At 63.4% G+C, this 17,119-nt stretch carries 19 protein-coding genes and 1 pseudogene; 6 read left to right on the forward strand and 14 right to left on the reverse strand.

The window, feature by feature from the left end; genetic code table 11:
• Positions 1-23: 23 nt before the first annotated feature.
• From ACFYOW_RS15620 to ACFYOW_RS15635, 4 genes are all read right to left on the reverse strand, one after another.
• The gene (locus ACFYOW_RS15620; protein WP_387288338.1) at positions 24-1,280 is read right to left on the reverse strand and encodes a cytochrome P450; all 1,257 of its coding nucleotides are present in this window, start codon (positions 1,278-1,280) and stop codon (positions 24-26) included.
• Positions 1,277-2,818: an acyl-CoA synthetase gene (locus tag ACFYOW_RS15625; protein ID WP_387288340.1), complete on the reverse strand. Its 1,542-nt coding sequence runs from the start codon at positions 2,816-2,818 to the stop codon at positions 1,277-1,279. The genes ACFYOW_RS15620 and ACFYOW_RS15625 overlap by 4 nt, the downstream gene beginning before the upstream one ends.
• A 13-nt stretch (positions 2,819-2,831) precedes the next feature.
• Positions 2,832-3,233 (reverse strand): SCP2 sterol-binding domain-containing protein, encoded by a 402-nt coding sequence (locus ACFYOW_RS15630; protein WP_387288342.1) that lies wholly within the window; start codon positions 3,231-3,233, stop codon positions 2,832-2,834.
• Between the two features lie 1,000 nt (positions 3,234-4,233).
• Positions 4,234-4,572, reverse strand: coding sequence for a hypothetical protein (locus ACFYOW_RS15635; RefSeq protein ID WP_387288344.1), 339 nt, complete (start codon positions 4,570-4,572; stop codon positions 4,234-4,236).
• Here ACFYOW_RS15635 and ACFYOW_RS15640 point away from each other — a divergent pair.
• Positions 4,478-4,681: pseudogene (locus tag ACFYOW_RS15640) on the forward strand (integrase core domain-containing protein); the annotation flags it as partial. The gene ACFYOW_RS15635 and the pseudogene ACFYOW_RS15640 sit on opposite strands and share 95 nt — an antisense overlap.
• Before the next feature lie 10 nt (positions 4,682-4,691).
• Here the strand turns inward: ACFYOW_RS15640 and ACFYOW_RS15645 are convergent.
• The 10 genes from ACFYOW_RS15645 to ACFYOW_RS15690 all read right to left on the reverse strand — a co-directional run bounded on the left by ACFYOW_RS15645 (position 4,692) and on the right by ACFYOW_RS15690 (position 12,663).
• Positions 4,692-5,621 (reverse strand): VOC family protein, encoded by a 930-nt coding sequence (locus ACFYOW_RS15645; protein ID WP_387288346.1) that lies wholly within the window; start codon positions 5,619-5,621, stop codon positions 4,692-4,694.
• Positions 5,622-5,624: 3 nt separating this feature from the next.
• Positions 5,625-6,485: a fumarylacetoacetate hydrolase family protein gene (locus ACFYOW_RS15650; RefSeq protein WP_387288348.1), complete on the reverse strand. Its 861-nt coding sequence runs from the start codon at positions 6,483-6,485 to the stop codon at positions 5,625-5,627.
• Between the two features lies 1 nt (position 6,486).
• Complete coding sequence (locus ACFYOW_RS15655; protein WP_387288349.1) at positions 6,487-8,127, reverse strand: bifunctional 3-(3-hydroxy-phenyl)propionate/3-hydroxycinnamic acid hydroxylase; 1,641 nt, start codon at positions 8,125-8,127, stop codon at positions 6,487-6,489.
• Between the two features lie 31 nt (positions 8,128-8,158).
• Complete coding sequence (locus tag ACFYOW_RS15660; RefSeq protein WP_387288351.1) at positions 8,159-8,620, reverse strand: anthrone oxygenase family protein; 462 nt, start codon at positions 8,618-8,620, stop codon at positions 8,159-8,161.
• Between the two features lie 2 nt (positions 8,621-8,622).
• A complete protein-coding gene (locus ACFYOW_RS15665) occupies positions 8,623-8,835 on the reverse strand; it encodes a hypothetical protein (RefSeq protein WP_387288353.1) in 213 nt (70 codons plus the stop codon).
• 91 nt (positions 8,836-8,926) lie between these two features.
• The gene (locus ACFYOW_RS15670; protein WP_387288355.1) at positions 8,927-9,484 is read right to left on the reverse strand and encodes a hypothetical protein; all 558 of its coding nucleotides are present in this window, start codon (positions 9,482-9,484) and stop codon (positions 8,927-8,929) included.
• A gap of 4 nt (positions 9,485-9,488) precedes the next feature.
• Entirely contained in the window at positions 9,489-10,226 is a 738-nt protein-coding gene (locus ACFYOW_RS15675; protein ID WP_387288357.1) for a hypothetical protein, read from the reverse strand.
• Positions 10,227-10,488: 262 nt separating this feature from the next.
• Positions 10,489-11,037 carry a pyridoxamine 5'-phosphate oxidase family protein gene (locus ACFYOW_RS15680; RefSeq protein WP_387288358.1) on the reverse strand — a complete coding sequence of 183 codons (549 nt, stop codon included), beginning with the start codon at positions 11,035-11,037 and terminating at the stop codon, positions 10,489-10,491.
• Positions 11,038-11,055: 18 nt separating this feature from the next.
• Positions 11,056-11,403, reverse strand: a complete 348-nt coding sequence (locus tag ACFYOW_RS15685; protein WP_387288360.1) for a hypothetical protein — start codon at positions 11,401-11,403, stop codon at positions 11,056-11,058.
• A gap of 426 nt (positions 11,404-11,829) precedes the next feature.
• A complete protein-coding gene (locus ACFYOW_RS15690) occupies positions 11,830-12,663 on the reverse strand; it encodes an IclR family transcriptional regulator (protein WP_387288362.1) in 834 nt (277 codons plus the stop codon).
• A 594-nt stretch (positions 12,664-13,257) separates the two neighbouring features.
• Between ACFYOW_RS15690 and ACFYOW_RS15695 the strand changes: the two genes are divergently transcribed.
• From ACFYOW_RS15695 to ACFYOW_RS15715, 5 genes are all read left to right on the forward strand, one after another.
• A complete protein-coding gene (locus ACFYOW_RS15695) occupies positions 13,258-13,527 on the forward strand; it encodes a nickel-binding protein (RefSeq protein ID WP_387288363.1) in 270 nt (89 codons plus the stop codon).
• Entirely contained in the window at positions 13,524-14,537 is a 1,014-nt protein-coding gene (locus ACFYOW_RS15700; protein WP_387288365.1) for a TAXI family TRAP transporter solute-binding subunit, read from the forward strand. The genes ACFYOW_RS15695 and ACFYOW_RS15700 overlap by 4 nt, the downstream gene beginning before the upstream one ends.
• Positions 14,538-14,540: 3 nt before the next feature.
• A complete protein-coding gene (locus ACFYOW_RS15705) occupies positions 14,541-15,530 on the forward strand; it encodes an NAD(P)/FAD-dependent oxidoreductase (RefSeq protein WP_387288366.1) in 990 nt (329 codons plus the stop codon).
• A gap of 65 nt (positions 15,531-15,595) precedes the next feature.
• Positions 15,596-15,928 (forward strand): indolepyruvate ferredoxin oxidoreductase subunit alpha, encoded by a 333-nt coding sequence (locus ACFYOW_RS15710; RefSeq protein WP_387288368.1) that lies wholly within the window; start codon positions 15,596-15,598, stop codon positions 15,926-15,928.
• Between the two features lie 6 nt (positions 15,929-15,934).
• Complete coding sequence (locus tag ACFYOW_RS15715) at positions 15,935-17,116, forward strand: FAD-dependent monooxygenase (protein ID WP_387288370.1); 1,182 nt, start codon at positions 15,935-15,937, stop codon at positions 17,114-17,116.
• The last annotated feature ends 3 nt before the right edge of the window (positions 17,117-17,119 follow it).

Raw genomic sequence — 17,119 nt, forward strand, 5'->3', positions numbered from 1 at the left:
TTCTTTCCTCACGTGTTATAAATTCAGCGCACCGTACAGGGCAACGATTTCACCGAGCGAATCAGGCATCCGGTCAGATATTCCGGTTCCCCCACCCTGAGGTTCGGGGCACGATGCAACAACTGGTCGAAGATCTCGCGGAGCTGAATTTTGGCAACAAAGTTACCCATACAGAAGTGCGGCCCTCGGCCGCCGAATGCGACGTGCGGATTGGGGTTCCTGGTGATGTCAAAGCTGTGCGGGTTATCGAATACTTTGGCATCGCGATTCCCGGAAGGGTATACCAGAACCACCCAGTCCCCTGCTTTCAAGCACTGTCCGGCAAGCTCCGTATCTTCGGTGACCGTGCGCCTGAAGGTCACTACCGGGGACGCGAAGCGCACAAATTCTTCGACAGCAGTGGCAATCCGGCCGTCGTAGTCCGTCAGCAGCAACTCGCGTTGCTCGGGAAACTCTTGGAATGCCATCATCGTCAGCGTCGTGGTATTCCGCGTCGTATCGTTGCCGGCTACGGACAGCAGCACGAAGAATGCGGCTATCTCATCGTCGGTGAGCCGCTGGCCGTCGACCTCGGCCTGTACGAGGGCGGACATGAGATCGGACTTGGGTGACGACCGCCGCCTAGCCGCGAAGTCCATCCCGATCATTAAAAGCTGGACCAACGCCTCGTTGAGCAACTCGAGCGGCGACCTCCCGCCCGCGACATCTTCATCGTTCCAAGCAACCATTTGCTCTGCGTAATAGGCAGCCTGCTCCCGCTGGTCCTCCTCGAGACCCAACATCTCATATACTGTCCACATCGGCAGCCTTTTCGATACCAGCTGGACGAAATCACCATCGGGAACCTCGAGCAAATCGTCGACTATGCGCCGAGCCTGATTCCTGATCTGCTCACGGATCTGTTCCACACGTTTAGGTGTGAACGCAGAGCTGACCATCTTTCGCAGGCGAGCATGCTTGGGATCGTCCATCCCCAGAAAGGACGATGCCGCTTCGAGCACGTCCTCGGGCAGCTCCTCCATGGTCACGCCCTGCGCGGAGCTGAAAATCTCCGGCCGCCTGCTGATGTGACAGATCATCTCGTGCGAAGTGGCCACCCACATCCCCGCGACGTCGGGGATGGTGAGCCCACCCTGCAGCGGCGCATGCCACGACAACGGGCGCTCGTTTCGCAGGATCTCGAAGGTCTTGTCACGTTCCTCCGCGGGCTGGGCCCAGAAACCCAATCCGGAAATATCCAACGGATCGTAAGGTCTGGGAGTCGCCAACTCGGCGGTCATACCTCGACCTCCTGATCAGAATCCTGCATAAGTTTGCGTTTCAAAATCTTTCCTGTCGCGGTCCGAGGGATCTCGTCGACGAATTCGATTTCGCGCGGCACCTTGAAGCCGGCCACCCTCTCACGAGCGCATGCGAGGATGTCCTCGACCAATTCGCTGCTGGGTTCCACGCCGTCTTTGAGCTGAATGACGGCCTTCACGCGCTGGCCCATTTCCGCATCCGGGACACCGATGACCGCGACGTCGAATATCTTGTCGTGCAATGTGAGAGCGTTCTCGACTTCTTGCGGATATATGTTCACTCCGCCGGAGATGACGACGAAATCCTGACGCTCTGCGAGATACAGGTAGCCCTCGTCGTCGAGGTACCCCAAGTCGCCCACCGTTGTCCATGTCGGGTGCGTAGGGTGGATCGCCTTGGCGGTCTTTTCCGGATCCCGGTGGTATGAGAACGGCACAACATCACGTTCGAAGTAGATGGTGCCGACCTTACCGGCCGGCAGCTCAACTCCGGACTCATCGCACGCATGCGCGGTTCCCAACCCTCGCCTGCCGACCGATCCCGGCCTTTCCAGCCATTCCTGGGTCGAAATCATGTAGAGGCCGTGCTGTTCGCTGGCACTGTAATACTCGAACAGGATCGGGCCCCACCAGTCGATCATCGCCTGCTTCACGTCAGGCGGGCACGGCGCGGCAGCGTGTACTGCCATCTGGAGCGATGAGAGGTCGTACCGGTGTCGTACCGACTCGTCCAGCTGAAGCATCCGGACAAACATGGTCGGCACGAACTGAGCCAGGGTCACCTGATACTTCGCGATGGCCGCCAGCGCATTCTCCGCATCGAACTTCGGCATCTGCACGACGGTTCCGCCGAGAGCCTGGACGGCGGCGGCCCATTTGAGCGGAGCCGCATGGTATGCGGGCGCCGGTTGCAGATAGATGTCGGTGTCGCCGATGCCGAAGAACTGCGCCATCATCGTGACGATCGGATCCCCGGGCTCGTCGACCTGAGTGGATGGCAGCGACGGGCGAATCCCTTTGGGGCGTCCCGTTGTTCCCGACGAATAGAGCATGTCCGAACCGCGCGGCTGGTCGGTCAGTCTCGGCGCGCTGGTTTCGATCACATCCCGATAGGGAACGTGGCCTTCCAAAGTGCCCCCCACGACCACGCGATGTTCGACTGCCGGGGTGAGCCCGGCGATAGCCAACGCGAGCTCCTCCAGCGCGGCCGATACGAACAGCGCCCGCGCCTGGCAATCGTCGACAATGTAGGCGACCTCCGCCGGCGCGAGGTGCGAATTGATCGGCGTGATGTACAGCCCGGACCGAATTGCCGCCCAATAGATGGCGAAGACTTCGTTGATATTGTCTGCCAGCATCGCGATCGTATCGCCGCGTCGGAGTCCACGCGCGTACAGTTCCGCAGCGATGGCTGCCGACTGATCGTCGAGCTCCCGATAGGACATGGCCGACCCGGAGTCGGACGCGATGACCGCGGGCTTGCCGGGGGTTTTCTGAGCAAAGATTCCTGGAAACATGTGTCGTACCGCCCTATACCAGCAGGTCGGTCCGACCGTCGACTTTGAGGCGTTCGACGTAGTTCGGCACCAGCTTCTTGGTCAACGGTGCCATCTTCAGCAGGGAGGCGATATTTCCCGACACCTTGACCTTGCCCTTCGCCATGGCCAGGGGGAGATTCACCTTTCCCTGCCAATAGGCATTCCCGGTATCGGCACTCATCTGCATCTCGGCAACATCACCGTCGTCCTCACCGACAGGCCGGATCTCTCCGGCACCCAAATCGATGATCAGGCTGACGTCCGGGTCGCTGTATGTGGTCCGTAACCGTGCACCCGTCGCGCGCAATTTCGGCCCCAGTTCGGGGTCGGCAAAGGCGTCCTCGAAGATCCCGCCCAGATATTTGACGACTTCGTCGGCGTTGGCAAAGCCCATTATTTTTACTCCTAGTTTCAACCGTGTAGCCCGTGGCTCGCCGTCACGAGGCCTTGCTGCGGTCGTCCACGTACCCGAGAACTCAGGTGTGACCCACATCTCGGTGACCTACGTCTCTAACATAGCAGTCATTATGTTCTGTGTCATCAACTGGTTCGATTGTTGCGGCAAAGCAGCCACCAACGGCAAGGTTTCGGGAGCGATCACACGGCGGCGACCGACCAGGCTTCGACCGCGTGACTTGCCAAAAGTACCATTCCAGCCTGGTGTTACAGACAGGATGACGACTCGAGACCGGCGCGGTGCCGCGCCAAGCTGGAACGGCCGACTCCGCCACAGGGGAATTCTGAGACCAGGTGCACAGAGGGAGCTCCGAGCTAGAATAGATAATCTAGATTATGTTTTTGCAGAGGCGTACCGGTTCTCACGCGGATGTTCGGCTCCGTGGATCGATCCCGGAGACCGAAACTGTCCAGCTGGACGACGCGACGTCAGCCTCGCGTCACACGAACCGGCCGATGCGGGTCGCAACGAATCCTCGGCTTTCCGCAACCTATGCGAGCAACCAGGTCCCCGACCGAAGGAATGTTGCCGATCAACCGTGGGCCTCACTTACGGCCCAATGCCCGCCTCCGTATCGCCGAGCTGGTAGACCGTTCGTCCGCACCCGCCGGAGACGAGATCTCTCATCTCCGGGAATGCGTCGCCATTGCCAACGCGGCCAGGGTGCCGATCGAGATCAGCGTGTCCATCGTCGCGGTGGCGTGACGGGCGTTGGCCCAGATAGACACCACGCTCCAACGAACGGCGGCAGGAACCGAACTCGGCATCCCTACGTCGGGCTCCATCTCTGGAAGAGCCTCTGCCTCATGACAATTAAGTTCACAGAAGCATCCCGACCACCGCCGAGCGAACCCCGGCGTATTTCAGCGCACCTCGATCGGCTTTGAAAGCGTCTGTGGCCGTTTCGAACCGCGCGCGCAGCAGCATAGAGCGGATGCTAGGCCAGGCTTTCACGTTCTGTCAGAAACTTGTCGAGCAGGTCGAACAGCACCTCGAGGATGCGGATTTCCTGCTCGCGGCTGAGCTCGGTGACGAAGTCCCAGTCGGGCAGCGCGATCTGCTCGATCACACCTGACCAGCCAAGGTTGCTCTCGCGACCCAGATGGTTGGTGAGAAGCCATTCACGGAAGCCGTCTAGTCCCTGTCCCCCGGAGCGGCAGGCGGCGTAGTCGTAGCCTCGAGGAAAGTACAAGACTGAGCTGATCAAACCCCGCGGCCCGTGGCGCAGCGTCGACCACGTCGAATTCGCCACCGCCGAATGGGTCGACTGGTTCAACCACCGCCGCCTCTACCAGCACTGCGGCGACATCCCCCCCGCCGAGATGGAAGCCGGCCACTACGCTCAGAAGCCAGCCCAGCAACCTGCTGAGCTGTCAGGCCAGTAAGTCTCCGGACTCACCGGGGCGATTCATTGTGGGTTCCGGTCATGAGTGCGGCCAGATCTTCTGGGTGCAGGAAGGACGGTGGGGGCGGCGGACCCCAGTTGAACAAACCCTTTGCGCCTTGGAGGGTTTCAGGGCTCCACAGTTGGTCGTCGACGATGCAGTCCATATCGGAGTAGTACTCGCTGAAATTGCCTGCGGGATCCTTGAGGTACCAGAAGAAATTGGAGCCTGCGTGGTGACGGCCCAGGCCCCACACGTGGCGCTCCGGGTTGTCCTCGAGCATCGCGAATGCTCCGCGGCCGACCTCGTCGATGTCCTCCACCTGCCAGGAGGTGTGGTGCAGAAAGCACACCGGGGCGGCCAGGACCAGGACATTGTGATGGTCGGTGGAGCAACGGAGAAACGCGCCGTGGTCCTTGATGTAGTCGCTTGCCTTGAAACCGAGCCCCTCGACGAAGAATCGCATGGTGGTTTCCAGGTCGGTGGTGCCCAGGACGGCGTGCCCCAGTTTGCGGGGCCGGACCCGGCCTGTGCGATCGATGAAAGCGGCTCGTTTTCCAGTTCTCTCGACACGGCCGGGCCCGTTGTAGGTAGTGGGCGGTGTATGAGGCTGGATGATGCGCGGAGTGACACTCATTTTGATCTGCGAGCCGGTGATCGGTTCGGTCGCGCGAAGCACGTTGGAGCGCAAGTAGACCGGTAGGCCGAGGCGTCCCAGTCGGGCAGCGGTGGCGTCGAGGTCGGCGGCGTCGTCCGCGGCGATGCCGAGCTCAACCAGGCGGCGATGGGCCGAGTGGACGATCTCGAGCTGGTCGCCGCCGTCCTGGGTCGCGAACCAGCCGTCACCGCGGGGCGTCAAACCGAAATCGGTGTAGTAGGCCTCGGTTTCGGCCGGATTGGGGACACCGATGGTGACGTGGGAAAGGCCGTGTAGTGCCATGACCTACTCCTCCGACTCGGCCACGAAGGTCTGGTGCAGTTCACCGATACCCTCGATCCAGCTGTCCAGGCGCTCACCGGGCTGAATGAACCGCTTGGGATCGCGGCCGACGCCGACGCCGGCGGGGGTGCCGGTGAAGATGATGTCGCCCGGGTAGAGGGTGGTGGTGTGCGAGAGCTTGGAGATGAGCTGGGGCAGGGAGAAGATCAGTTCGCGGGTGCGGCCCTTCTGCATCTGCTCGCCGTCGAGGGTGCAGCCCAGTTCGAGGTCATCACGGTTGCCGAGCTCATCGGTGGTGACCAGCCACGGACCCATCGGTGCGAAACCGGGGAACGACTTGCCGAGGCTGAATTGGGGTGCGGGACCGGCCAACTGGGAGGAACGTTCAGAGATGTCCTGCCCGGCGGTGAGCCCGGCGACGTAATCCCAGGCGTCGGCCTCGCTGACCTTGGCCGCGGCGCGGCCGATGACCGCCACCAACTCCACTTCCCAGTCGACGGTGCCACCGGTCGGGATGACGACCTCGGTGTCGGGGCCGCTGAAGCTACTGACGAACTTGGTGAAGACCGGCGGGATCTGGGTCGGCGATTCGAAACCGGATTCCGCGGCGTGCGCGCTGTAGTTCAGCCCGATCGCGAAGGTTTGGCGGGGTGTCGGGGACGGAGCGCCGAGCGCACGCCGATCGATCTCGACACCGTCGGTGTCCGAATGTTCCGCTGCATCGGCCCAGGCGCGGAACGCGTCCCAGTTCTCGTAGATCGGGGACAGTCCGGGTCCGAAACGGCCTTCGCTCGCGGTCGCGATATCGATGGCGCGCTGTCGGTGAACGAGAACCGCCCGGCCACCGAGGTTTGCGATACGCACGTCAATTGCTCCTAGTCTGTGTGGCCAGATCGGCCGATGGATGAACCTGTGCCCGCAGATGCCGGGAATATTGGAAGATGAGGCCGTCGACGGCTTGTGTGTCGTGTACGGCTCCGAAGATGTAGTGATCGGCGCGTACCAGTGCCGCGGTCGCACCGAATTGCGCGAACCAGGAATGCCATTCGTCATCGGCATCGATCAGCGTGGCGGCCGTGGTGATCGGCGTGACCGCGTTCGATGCGGGTGTGAACCGCGCGAGGACGATCAACCGAACCCCGAGGTCGGTGAGTTCGGCGCGGGCTTGCTCGCCGAGGGTTTCGGGAAGCTGTGCGTCAGTGGTGAGCAGCATGGCGGTGTTCGCGCTGACCAGGTCGTCGAGAAGGGCTGTCCTACCGTCGAGTTCGGCACGGAACTGGGGCGACAAAGTACCGCGCAGTCCGGGGAGGTCGATTCCCGTCGCCACGACGCCGGGCCCGAGTACCGGCTGAGCTGAAATCGGTAGCACCACAGCAGGATCGGCATTGCCCGCGATCATGCGAGCATCGCGTCGCGCGGCGGCTTCCTCGTCGAGCACGCAGATGACCTTGCCCAGCTCTACCGACATGGCGATCGCGTGCTGGATGTGGGTGAGTCGCTCGCTGGTGTAGGTGTCCAGCAGTGCTGGATCCGATTGCCCGCGCAGTACTCGATCGAGTTTCCAGCTCAGGTTGGCCGCGTCACGGATGCCCGAACACATGCCCTGACCGGCGAACGGTGGCATATTGTGTGCCGCATCGCCGACGAGGAAGAGCCGGCCTTCGTTCCAGTGGTCGGCCCATCGCGCCTGGAAGGTGTAGACCGCATGCCGTTCCAGGATAGTGTTCTCGGGGGTGCGGCCCCACGGCTCCATCAGTCGCCACGCGGTATCGCTGCGGTTGAGGTCGTCGAGCGATTCACCCGGTAGCCGCATGAACTCCCACCGGCGCCTCCCCGGACCACCGGAGACGATAGTGGTCGGCCGGACGGGATCGCAGAGCTGCCAGTTCTGCGGCGACCACACCAGGTCGTCCTGCGGAATGGTGTCCACGATCAGCCAGTCGAAGTAGAACCCGAGATCTTGCATCGATGTCGACATCTGTTCGCGGACAAAGCTGTTGGCTCCGTCCGCGCCGATCACATACCGGGCGCGGGTCTGTGCTGTGGCACCGTCCGCACCGGTGTGGGTGAGCACGACGTCCTGGTCGGGTACGGCGACGAGCCGGACCACCTCGCGGCCGCGCCGCACCGTGACCTCCGGCATGGCGGCGACCGCGTCGCCGAGCACCTGCTCGAGTTCGGGCTGGGAGAAGAAGTTCGCGACCGGCCATCCGGATGGGCCGAGCCCGGACCAGTCGATCCGCACCAGTGAATCGCCGTTGCGGTTGCGCCATTCGTAGTGGTCGGGAACCGGCGCGGAAATGGCCTCGATCTCGTCGCGCAGGCCCATGGCCTGGAACACTCGCCCGATTTCATGGTCGAAATGCACCGCACGTGGCAGCGGGTACAGCGAGGGCCAGCGCTCCAGCACGATCACCGAATGACCTGCCAGGCCCAGCATGCGCGCGGCCGCCAGCCCGACCGGACCGGCGCCGACCACCGCTATGTCGTATATCGGCTCCTGCACGAAAAACTCCCTTATCCGAAACACTTTGAGATCACAGCGCGGCGATGACCGCGGCGATGAGGAAGATGAGCGCCACAACCGCGACGCCGGTACGGGCGAAATGGAAACGCCGCCAGAACGCGCGGAGCCCCTCGGCGCCCTCGGGCGGCGTGCCCTCGGCGAGCCGGCGGAACTTCGAGTTGATCGGTTCACCGAACAGGATCGAACCGATCATGATCACCGCCAGGCAGAGCAGGCCGAGCCAGCCGAACAGTCGCGAGCTACCCGATGACTGGGTGGAGAACAGCACCGCGCCGAGGCCGGAGAGCGATACGAAGATGGGCATCATCGGATCGACGTGTTTCAACGTGCGCCGGAAGTCGGTCGCGTACTCGATCACCGACATTCGGTTCCACACTGCGAGCCGGTCGACGGCGATGACCCAGATTCCGCCTGTGGCGAGCCCACCGAACAGCAGCATCAACATCGCGCCCGCATGCCCGAGATTCGACATGATCAGTCCTCTTTTCCGGAGTGTTCGCTGTCCACGGCGATGTATTCGATCGACAGGATCGAGGTGCTGCGGTCGGCATCGACGAACGGTTCGTAGGCCGCACGCACCAGTTCGCGCAGGCCGGCCAAGGATTCGAAATCGGTGACCCAGGTTTCGACGATCGCGTCGCGGGTCCTCGTGCCTTTTCCGTAAACGGTCAGAATGTCCTTGAACAAGTGTCGAATTACTTTCTGTGGCAGGCGATTTTGTCGCGTGCTCGTACCGCTCCGCACTGGATGAGCGCGGAGCCGGAATTGGATCGGATGTTTATCCCGCGGCGGGGACGGCTTCGGAGATGAGTCCGGACCAGCCGAGAATGTCGAGGTCGATCGGTTCGGCTACGGTGCCGCACGTGCCGCAGGTGCGGGCCTCGAGGTCGGCGCTGAAACGGGCGCAGGCGGTCGCGTAGATGGGTGCGGCTTCGGCGTCGTTGTCGTGTTCCCATTCCAGACGGTGCAGTTCCTCGCCGCACGTATGGCAGAACCAGGCCGCGGCTACGAGTCCCGCTTCGAGCGCGACATAGCGCAGCATGACGCCTTCTTCGATGGGCTCGATACGGTGCGGGGTGCCGGCTGGGACGTAGACGTTGTCGCCGACCTGAGCGATGAAGTAGTTGACATTGCTGTTGCGCATACTGATTCGGGACGAGCCCGACATCTGGACGATAATGGTGTCCTTGGCGAAGATCTGATAGAACGGCTGGTCGACCCAATTCCTCGACAGCACCAGTTGGGGGTCGACATCGATCGGCAGGACCGCGAGGTCGGCGTAATTGCCCACTGTTGCACCGGTTTTGAAGGCTGACAGCATACGGCGGCGCGACATGTGACTATCCCTCTTCCTGCGCGGTCTTGCGCAGTGCGTGGTAGGCCGCGTTGGCGACCCGGGTTTGTTCGACCACTCGGCCCCAGCCCCATGGGTCGGCCGGGAATTCGGTGTTCACGTGCCCGCAATTGCCGCAGGTGCGACCGGCAGCGGAGTTGCGGATGGCCGCGAATTCATGGGATCCGACCATGGTGGAGAACTGCCGATAGACGTCGTCGGCTTTGCCGAATCGGGTCGGATCGAAATCCGGTGCGCCTTCGGGGCCGGCATCGTATTCGTGCCGAAGCATTTCCTTCTTGCAGCTCTGGCACTTGGCGACCATGGCTTCCTTCTGCCCGGCCTCCTCGGACTGCAGTTGGGTGACCGTCACCAGCACGAACGCTTCGGGGTTCTCCTGGTCGCGCAGAAAGGAATTCACGCCGTGGAACTTCTGCAGTGCCATGATCTGGCCGGTCTGCAGCATCGCGTCGTTCGCGCCGAAGATCACCGTCACCTCCGACACCGAGTTGGCGTGGAAGAAGTGGCCGTGATCCTTGCCCGGTTCCCCGTACATGAGCGCGCCGCACGGCACCATCGAGCCCGCATCGTCGTACGGGAAGATCGGGACCAGTTCGGCGCCGGCTTTCGCCATTCGCTCGTACACGCTGACTTTCAACGGTTCTCGCTGGCCCGTGGGCGGCGGGATTCGCTTTCCGGCGGTCATCTCGGGGATGGCTGCCGCGGCTTCGATGGCTTGGCTCACATGATTCTCCTTCGAACTGTGCCGTATGCGTGCCCGCCGATCCGGGGGTTGGGGCCGGCGGGCACGCACGGGCGTGCCGGACGCGAGGCGGTGACGCCGGGTGCGGGGCAGGGCTCCGATATGGCGTCCGGGCCGAGTGGCGGCTGAAGGCAACCACCTGGTTCTGTAGCATCATACGGAACAGTGACCCGCGTCACGAGACAACACTAGCAAGCGTTGCTACCGTCGGCAAGCGACCGTCGACACTTGCCGCAGCGGTCCGTCAGCCCCGACTCTTGTATGGCTCGAGCGTCGCGACGTGCTTACCGTCGGCGTCGAATCTGACCAGCGTGCGCCACTGGATGCGCACGCGATTGTCGTTCCACAGGGCCTCGACCGGGTCGATTCGGAAGAAGACCTGACTGCCGGCGCCGCCTGTTCGCTTGAAGTTCTGGTAGATACCAGCGTCTTTGAGCCACTCGAATTGCTCGTGGCTGACCTGGATCGCCCGGTCGATCTCGGCAGGTTCGGTTACCCGGGTGGCGATCCCATTGACTTGGATAGCGCGGAGTGCGGCCCGCCCCGCGAAGCCGTCTGCTGGAAGGTGATCCAGGGTGTAGCTGACTCGGTTGTCGCTCGAGAGGGCGGCGTACTTGCGTGTGTAGGTGAAGGTGTGCACGTAGGTGGCCAGCCCGTCGGAGGCGAAGTGCATGGTCGCGACGAGCGGAGCGCCGTTCGGGGTGACGACGGCCAGGGCTCCGATCTCCTCGATGCGCAGTAGTTCGACGATCTCTTGCTCGACTTCGGCGGGTGTGGGTTCGTTCAGTGTCATGAGCTGAATTCCTCTGTGTTACTTCGTTGTAGAGGCGATAGCTCCGATGGGGATGAGCAGCACAAGGCCGAGCAGGTACAGCACGGTGCCGAGCCGCATGTTGTCCATTCCGTCGATGACTGCGGACCAGGCGGTGGCGCCCTTCATTCCGTACGCGGTCAGGATCAGTTCCGCCAGGCCCATGAGGATGCACAGGCCGCCGAGAAGTCGGCTCGACCACCGCGTCGCGAGGAGGGCCAGGATTGTCGTGATCAACGCGAGTGCCCAGGCGATCCATCCGAAGAACGCCTGCTGCAACCCGGACGGGCTCTGGCTGGCACCCGCGGCCATCTCCGCGAAGTTCAGGCTTACCGCGGGAATCTGCATTTCGGGTCGGGCGGGAATGTACGTCCAGGCCGGGCCGAGTAGGGCAGCCCATAGTGAGACTGCGCAGAGCAATGCAAGCCGGTGGGAGGGGCGGGCGGTGGCAGTAGGGGTCGTTGTCGTGGGGTAGTCGTCTTTGTCGGCGTTGCGTTCATGGTCGCGTCTGCTCTCGGGTCGATCTCGGTGAGGGCTGAGTCGGGTGTTCGACCTGGGTGGATACGACACACCGCTAGCTCACCAAGTATTATGTAGCGCGATGCGGAACAGTGGTTCGCATCGCGAGCCGTAGATTAGCAAGGGGTGAGCCCGCGGGGGTCGAATTACGCACAATCGAAATCCGCGTGACCGTGAAACGAGTTCGGTGACCTCCGCGTGAACCCGATGGTTCGCGAAGGTCACCGAAAGTGGCTGGTGGTGCAGTGTTGTCGGCTACCCGATCCGGCCGCTGAGTTCGTCCGCGATACGGACGGTGGCCGCGGCGGTCGCCGTCACCCACTCCTGGTCGACGCGCGAACGGGGTGCTGTCACGGAGATCGATGCGCGTGCCCGCCCGGCGCGGTCGCGCACGACGGCGCCGACGGCACTGACATCGGTTTCGCTCTCGGCGTTGTTGATCGCGTAACCCCGGTCGCGCGTCTCGGCCAGTTGAGTGATCAGGGCGGCTCTGCTGTTGAGCGCGGTGTCGGTCGGCGCCTCGAGTTTCTCGTTCGGATACAGCGCCAGTAGGTCGTTCTCGTCGAGTTCGGCCAGCAGCGCTTTGCCGCTGGCGGTCGCATGGGCGGGCAGGGTCCAGCCGATGCGGCTGCCGGTGCGCACGATCTGCTGGCTTTCGATGCTGTCGAGGAACAGCACCTCGGGTCCACGCAGGATCGCCAGATGGACCGTCTCGTTGGTCTCGGTCCACAGCTTGGTCAGCGCACTGCGGGCGATCACTCGGATGTCCATGTTCTGCACGACGGCCAGCCCGATGTCGACCAGGGCCGGTCCTGGCTGATAGGCCCGGGAGAACTCGTCCTGTTCGACGAACTGGTGGTAGCTCAACGTGGAGAGCATCCGGTGCACGGTCGAACGGGACAGGCCCATTTCGCGGCTGACCTCGTTGACCCGAAGCTGTTTGCTGTTCTCGAACAGTCGCAGTAGGCGCAGTACGTTGTCGACCGCTCCGATCAGGCCGGCGGGTCGCTCGTCGGATTCCTCATCCGAATTGTCCGCTCGCGCAGGCCTGGTGGTGCTGTCCGGCTGATCGAGGCGATTGACATTCATGGGTTCACGGTATCCCACAGCCGTGCGATTCCTGGTGGTCGCCACCTGAGCGATGTGATCCAACTCGTTTCACGATAGGGAACAGAGGCCCTCGTAGTGCAACCGATGCCCTTGTGATGCACCACGCATCGTGGCACCATATGGAACATAGTTCCTCATTGTGAGACGCGAGGGCTTTGTGTGAAGTTCCTGCACCCTGCTCGATGTCCTGATCGCTCCAGACGGCCGGGAAGAGGAAGTTCTCGCCGGTTGGATCGCGCACTCCCCCTATATGAAGACTCGGCCGGGATTGATTGCCGCGCAACAACATCGCGGCATATCCGGTAGTCATGTGTTCTTCAATCTGGCGGTGTGGGAGTCGCCTGCGGGTCGCATCGGGCAGTGGACTCATCCGGATTTCGGGAGTTCGTCGTGGACTACCCGGAGGGCGCCGTCTGTATGCGCAGTCTCGTGTGGCCCATCGCCATCCCCGGCATCTGTGTCGCATGGCCGCTGGACCAACCGCTATCGCCGTAGCTTTCTTGCAGTGTGACCCACAGCATGTCATGATGAGGCACAGCGTTCCACATCGTGACACCAACGTAGGAGATTGATATGCCCCTCTTTCTGAGCCTCCATCAGGCCCCCGGACTGTCCGCCGAGGAAGTCGCCGGCTTCGGGCCCGAGGTAGCCAAGGGCGTGCACGCGACGTTCAAGCGGTTGGAAGCCAATACCGATACGGGGTTCATCGTGACCCTGTACGAGGCGGCCGACGCGGCGTCGGTCGAGAAGGAGTTCGAGCGGGTCGGATTCCCGTTCGACTCCATCACCGAGATCGACCTGCCCCTCGATGAGGCGGGTCTGAGCGCGCTGGTCGCGGAATGACAGCGGGAGTGCGGGCGGCGGCCGAACCTCGGATCGAGCGGGACATCACGCTGCAGTTCCGCGCGGACTGGGGCCAGGCGAACATGACCCGCATCTGCGGGTGGCTGGCCCAGGAGATCGGTGACAGGTCCGGCGTCGGTTCACGTTTCGCCACCTGGGCGGGGCGCGGCGGCCGCGATCAGACCGATGCTCTGCTCGCGGGCGAGGTCGACATCACCGTCATGACCCCGGCCCCGGCCATCCGGCTCGTCTTCGACGGATCGGGACCGATCGGGGTCGGCCCGCAGCCGAACCTGCGGGCGCTGGGCTCGATCGCTCACCGTGACTGCTTGGTCATCGCGGTCGATGCGAGCCTGCCGGTGCATACGGTGGCCGACCTCGCGAAGGTGGCCGACCAACTGGTCATCGCGACCTGCGTGGAGGACGGGATCAACACCATCGGTATGGCCGCCCATCATGGGTTGCGGCTGGCCGCGGCGGACCCGGAAACGCTGGTGGCCAACGGCGCCCGTTTTGCCTACTGGGAGCGGCCGTTCCCCGCACTCCACGCTTTCACCACCGGCCAGGCCAATGTGCTGATCAACGAAGCGATCATGATGCCGGTATGGCAGCACATCGCCGACCGGCGGCCGGTCCGCTACCTGGACTGGGGAGACGAAGTCCTGGACGGCTTCGCCGAACTCGGCTGGGGCACGGCCACTGTCGACGCCGGATACCTTCCTGGTCTCGAAAGTGATCTGCGCACACTGGATTTCGCCGATCTGGTGGTGCTGTGCCGCGACGACCTGCCCGACGACATCGCCTACCTGGCGGCCTGGTGCATGGTCCAGCAGCGCAAGGCCCTCGAGGCCCAGTACATGCATATGGCCCCCGACCACACACCGGTCGGCTACCCGCTGGATCCGGCCGCGATGGCGAAGACTCCAGTCCCGCTACATCCGGCCGCTGCGCGGGCATACACCGATCTGGCGCAAGAGAAGCCCGCCACCGACGGGTTGATCTGGAGCTGACCCATGATCGAGACAGACCTGCTGATCACCGGGGCCGGCCCGGCCGGACTGTTCGCCTGCTACTACGCCGGCCTGCGAGGGCTGCGCGTCACCCTCGTCGACAGCCTCCCACATCTGGGCGGGCAGACCGCCGCGCTGTATCCGGAGAAATACATCTACGACATCGCCGGATTCCCGGCGATCCGCGGCAGAGAACTCATCGATCGGCTGGTCGAGCAGGCGAGGACCGCCGACACGACCATTCTGCTGAATCAACAGGCCACCACCCTCGAAGACCAGCCCGACGGTTCGCTGATCATGACCACCGCGACCGGCACCAGCATCCATGCTGGCGCGGTCCTGGTCACCGCGGGCATCGGCCGCTTCACCCCGCGACCTCTGCCGGCGTTGGACGGATTCACCGGGCACGGCGTCGAATACGTCGTCGCCTCGCCCGAGCAATACGCAAACGATCACGTGATCGTCGTCGGCGGTGGAGACAGCGCGGTGGACTGGGCCAATTCCCTTGTCTCGCACGCTCGCTCGGTCACCGTTGTGCATCGGCGCAACCGTTTCCGGGCGCACGAGAGCGCGCTGGCCCAGCTGTCGGCCACCTCGGCGCGGATGATCATCAACAGTGAGATCGCCCAGGTGCACGGCAACGGCTCCCTGCGCGCGGTGACCGTCCGCGATTGCGTCAACGACACCACCGAGCAACTCGACGCCACCATCCTCATTCCCGCCCTCGGTCATATCGCCGCGCTCGGCCCACTGACCCAGTGGGGGCTGCGGATGACCGACAAACAGATCGAAGTCGATACCACCATGGCCACCAGCCGATCTCGCGTATTCGCCGCCGGTGACATCACCACCTACCCCGGCAAGGTGCAACTGATCGCGGTCGGATTCGGCGAGGCGGCCACGGCCGTCAATAACATCGCGGTGACCCTGCGGCCCGGAGAAGCTCTGTTCCCCGGCCACTCCACCGAGATGTCAGCCCAACCGGTGGCCTGAAAGCGCCACCCCAACCGGCGGACAGCGGAACCCAGCCCGGCTAGCGGCCTGAAAGGAGGCCCGACATGGCCTATGTCATCAACGACGCCTGCATCAACGAACTCGACGGTTCTTGCGTCGACATGTGTCCGGTGGACTGCATCTACGAGGGTCTCACCAAGCGATACATCAACCCGAACGAATGCATCGACTGTGGCAACTGCCTGTCCGAATGCCCCGTGTCGGCGATCCAGGGCCCCAAGGACATCACCGACCCGACCTGGCGGCAGGACAATGCCGCGTTCTTCGCATTACCGCTACCCGGTCGCGAAGAAGCCCTCGGCGATCCCGGCGGCGCGGTCGGACTCGGCGCGGTCGGTGTGGACACCCCGCTCGCGGCCTCATGGATCAAGGAGTAGTAAGTCATGCGTGTTCCCTTTCTGATCATCGGCGGCGGCATCGGTGGTATGACCACCGCGTTGGCCCTGGCACGGGCGGGCTTCGCTGTGCACATCGTCGAACAGGCCCTGGAGTTCGGTGAAATCGGTGCCGGTATTCAATTGGCGCCCAACGCGATTCGGATCCTCGATCAGCTCGGGCTGACCGGCGAAATCGAGCGGATCGCGGTCCGGCCGAAAAACCTAGTCTTCCTCGACATCGACTCCGGTGAGCACCTGGCCACCGTCGATCTCGCGGACCAGTTCGTCGAACGCTACGGACAGTCCTACTCGGTGCTGCACCGCGGCGACCTGCTCGACGCGCTGCTCGACGCCTGCCGTGCGCAGACGGACATCACCCTCGAGACCAACAAAACGGTCACCGGGATCGCCAACCGCGAGAACAACACGGTGGTGGTCGATTTCGCTGACGGCACCCAATACGTGTGCGACGCGGTCGTCGGCGCGGACGGCCTGTGGTCCAAAACCCGCACGTTGCTGTCCGACGACGCCCCCATCTGCTCGGCCTACGTCGCCTACCGCGGTGCGCTCCCGATGCGCGAGGTCAGCGTGCCCGTCGAGAACGACGACGAAATCATCTGGATCGGACCGAACAAGCACCTCGTGCAGTACCCGATCCGGGGAGGCGACCTGTACAACCAGGTCGCGGTATTCCGCAGCGATCGTTTCGATCCCGCCATCGCCGGGACCGAGGAGTGGGGCACCCCCGACGAGCTCGACGAGCATTTCGGCACCGCCTGTGGGCAGGTACGCGGGTCCATCTCCCAGTTCAAACGCGAGAAGCGCTGGCCGATGTACGACCGTGCGCCACTGGCCAACTGGACCGTCGGGCGGGTCACCTTGCTCGGCGACGCCGCGCACCCGATGCTGCAATACCTGGCCCAGGGCGCGTGCCAGGCCATCGAGGACGCCGAGTGCCTGACCCGGTTCATGGTCAAGCACAGCGGTGACGTCGACGAAGCCTTCGCGACATATCAGGCCGAACGTAGTCCGCGCACCGCACAGATCCAGTCGGTCGCCCGCATGTGGGGTGAGATCTGGCACACCGAAGACCCCATCGTGCGAGAACTGCGCAACCGGGTCTTCGCCCGCGACACCACCGAGCACTACGCCGACCTGGACTGGCTATACCAGGTCCGCGTCGGATAGGAA

The sequence above is a fragment of the Nocardia sp. NPDC006982 genome (genome assembly GCF_042869435.1).
Classification (GTDB): domain Bacteria; phylum Actinomycetota; class Actinomycetes; order Mycobacteriales; family Mycobacteriaceae; genus Nocardia.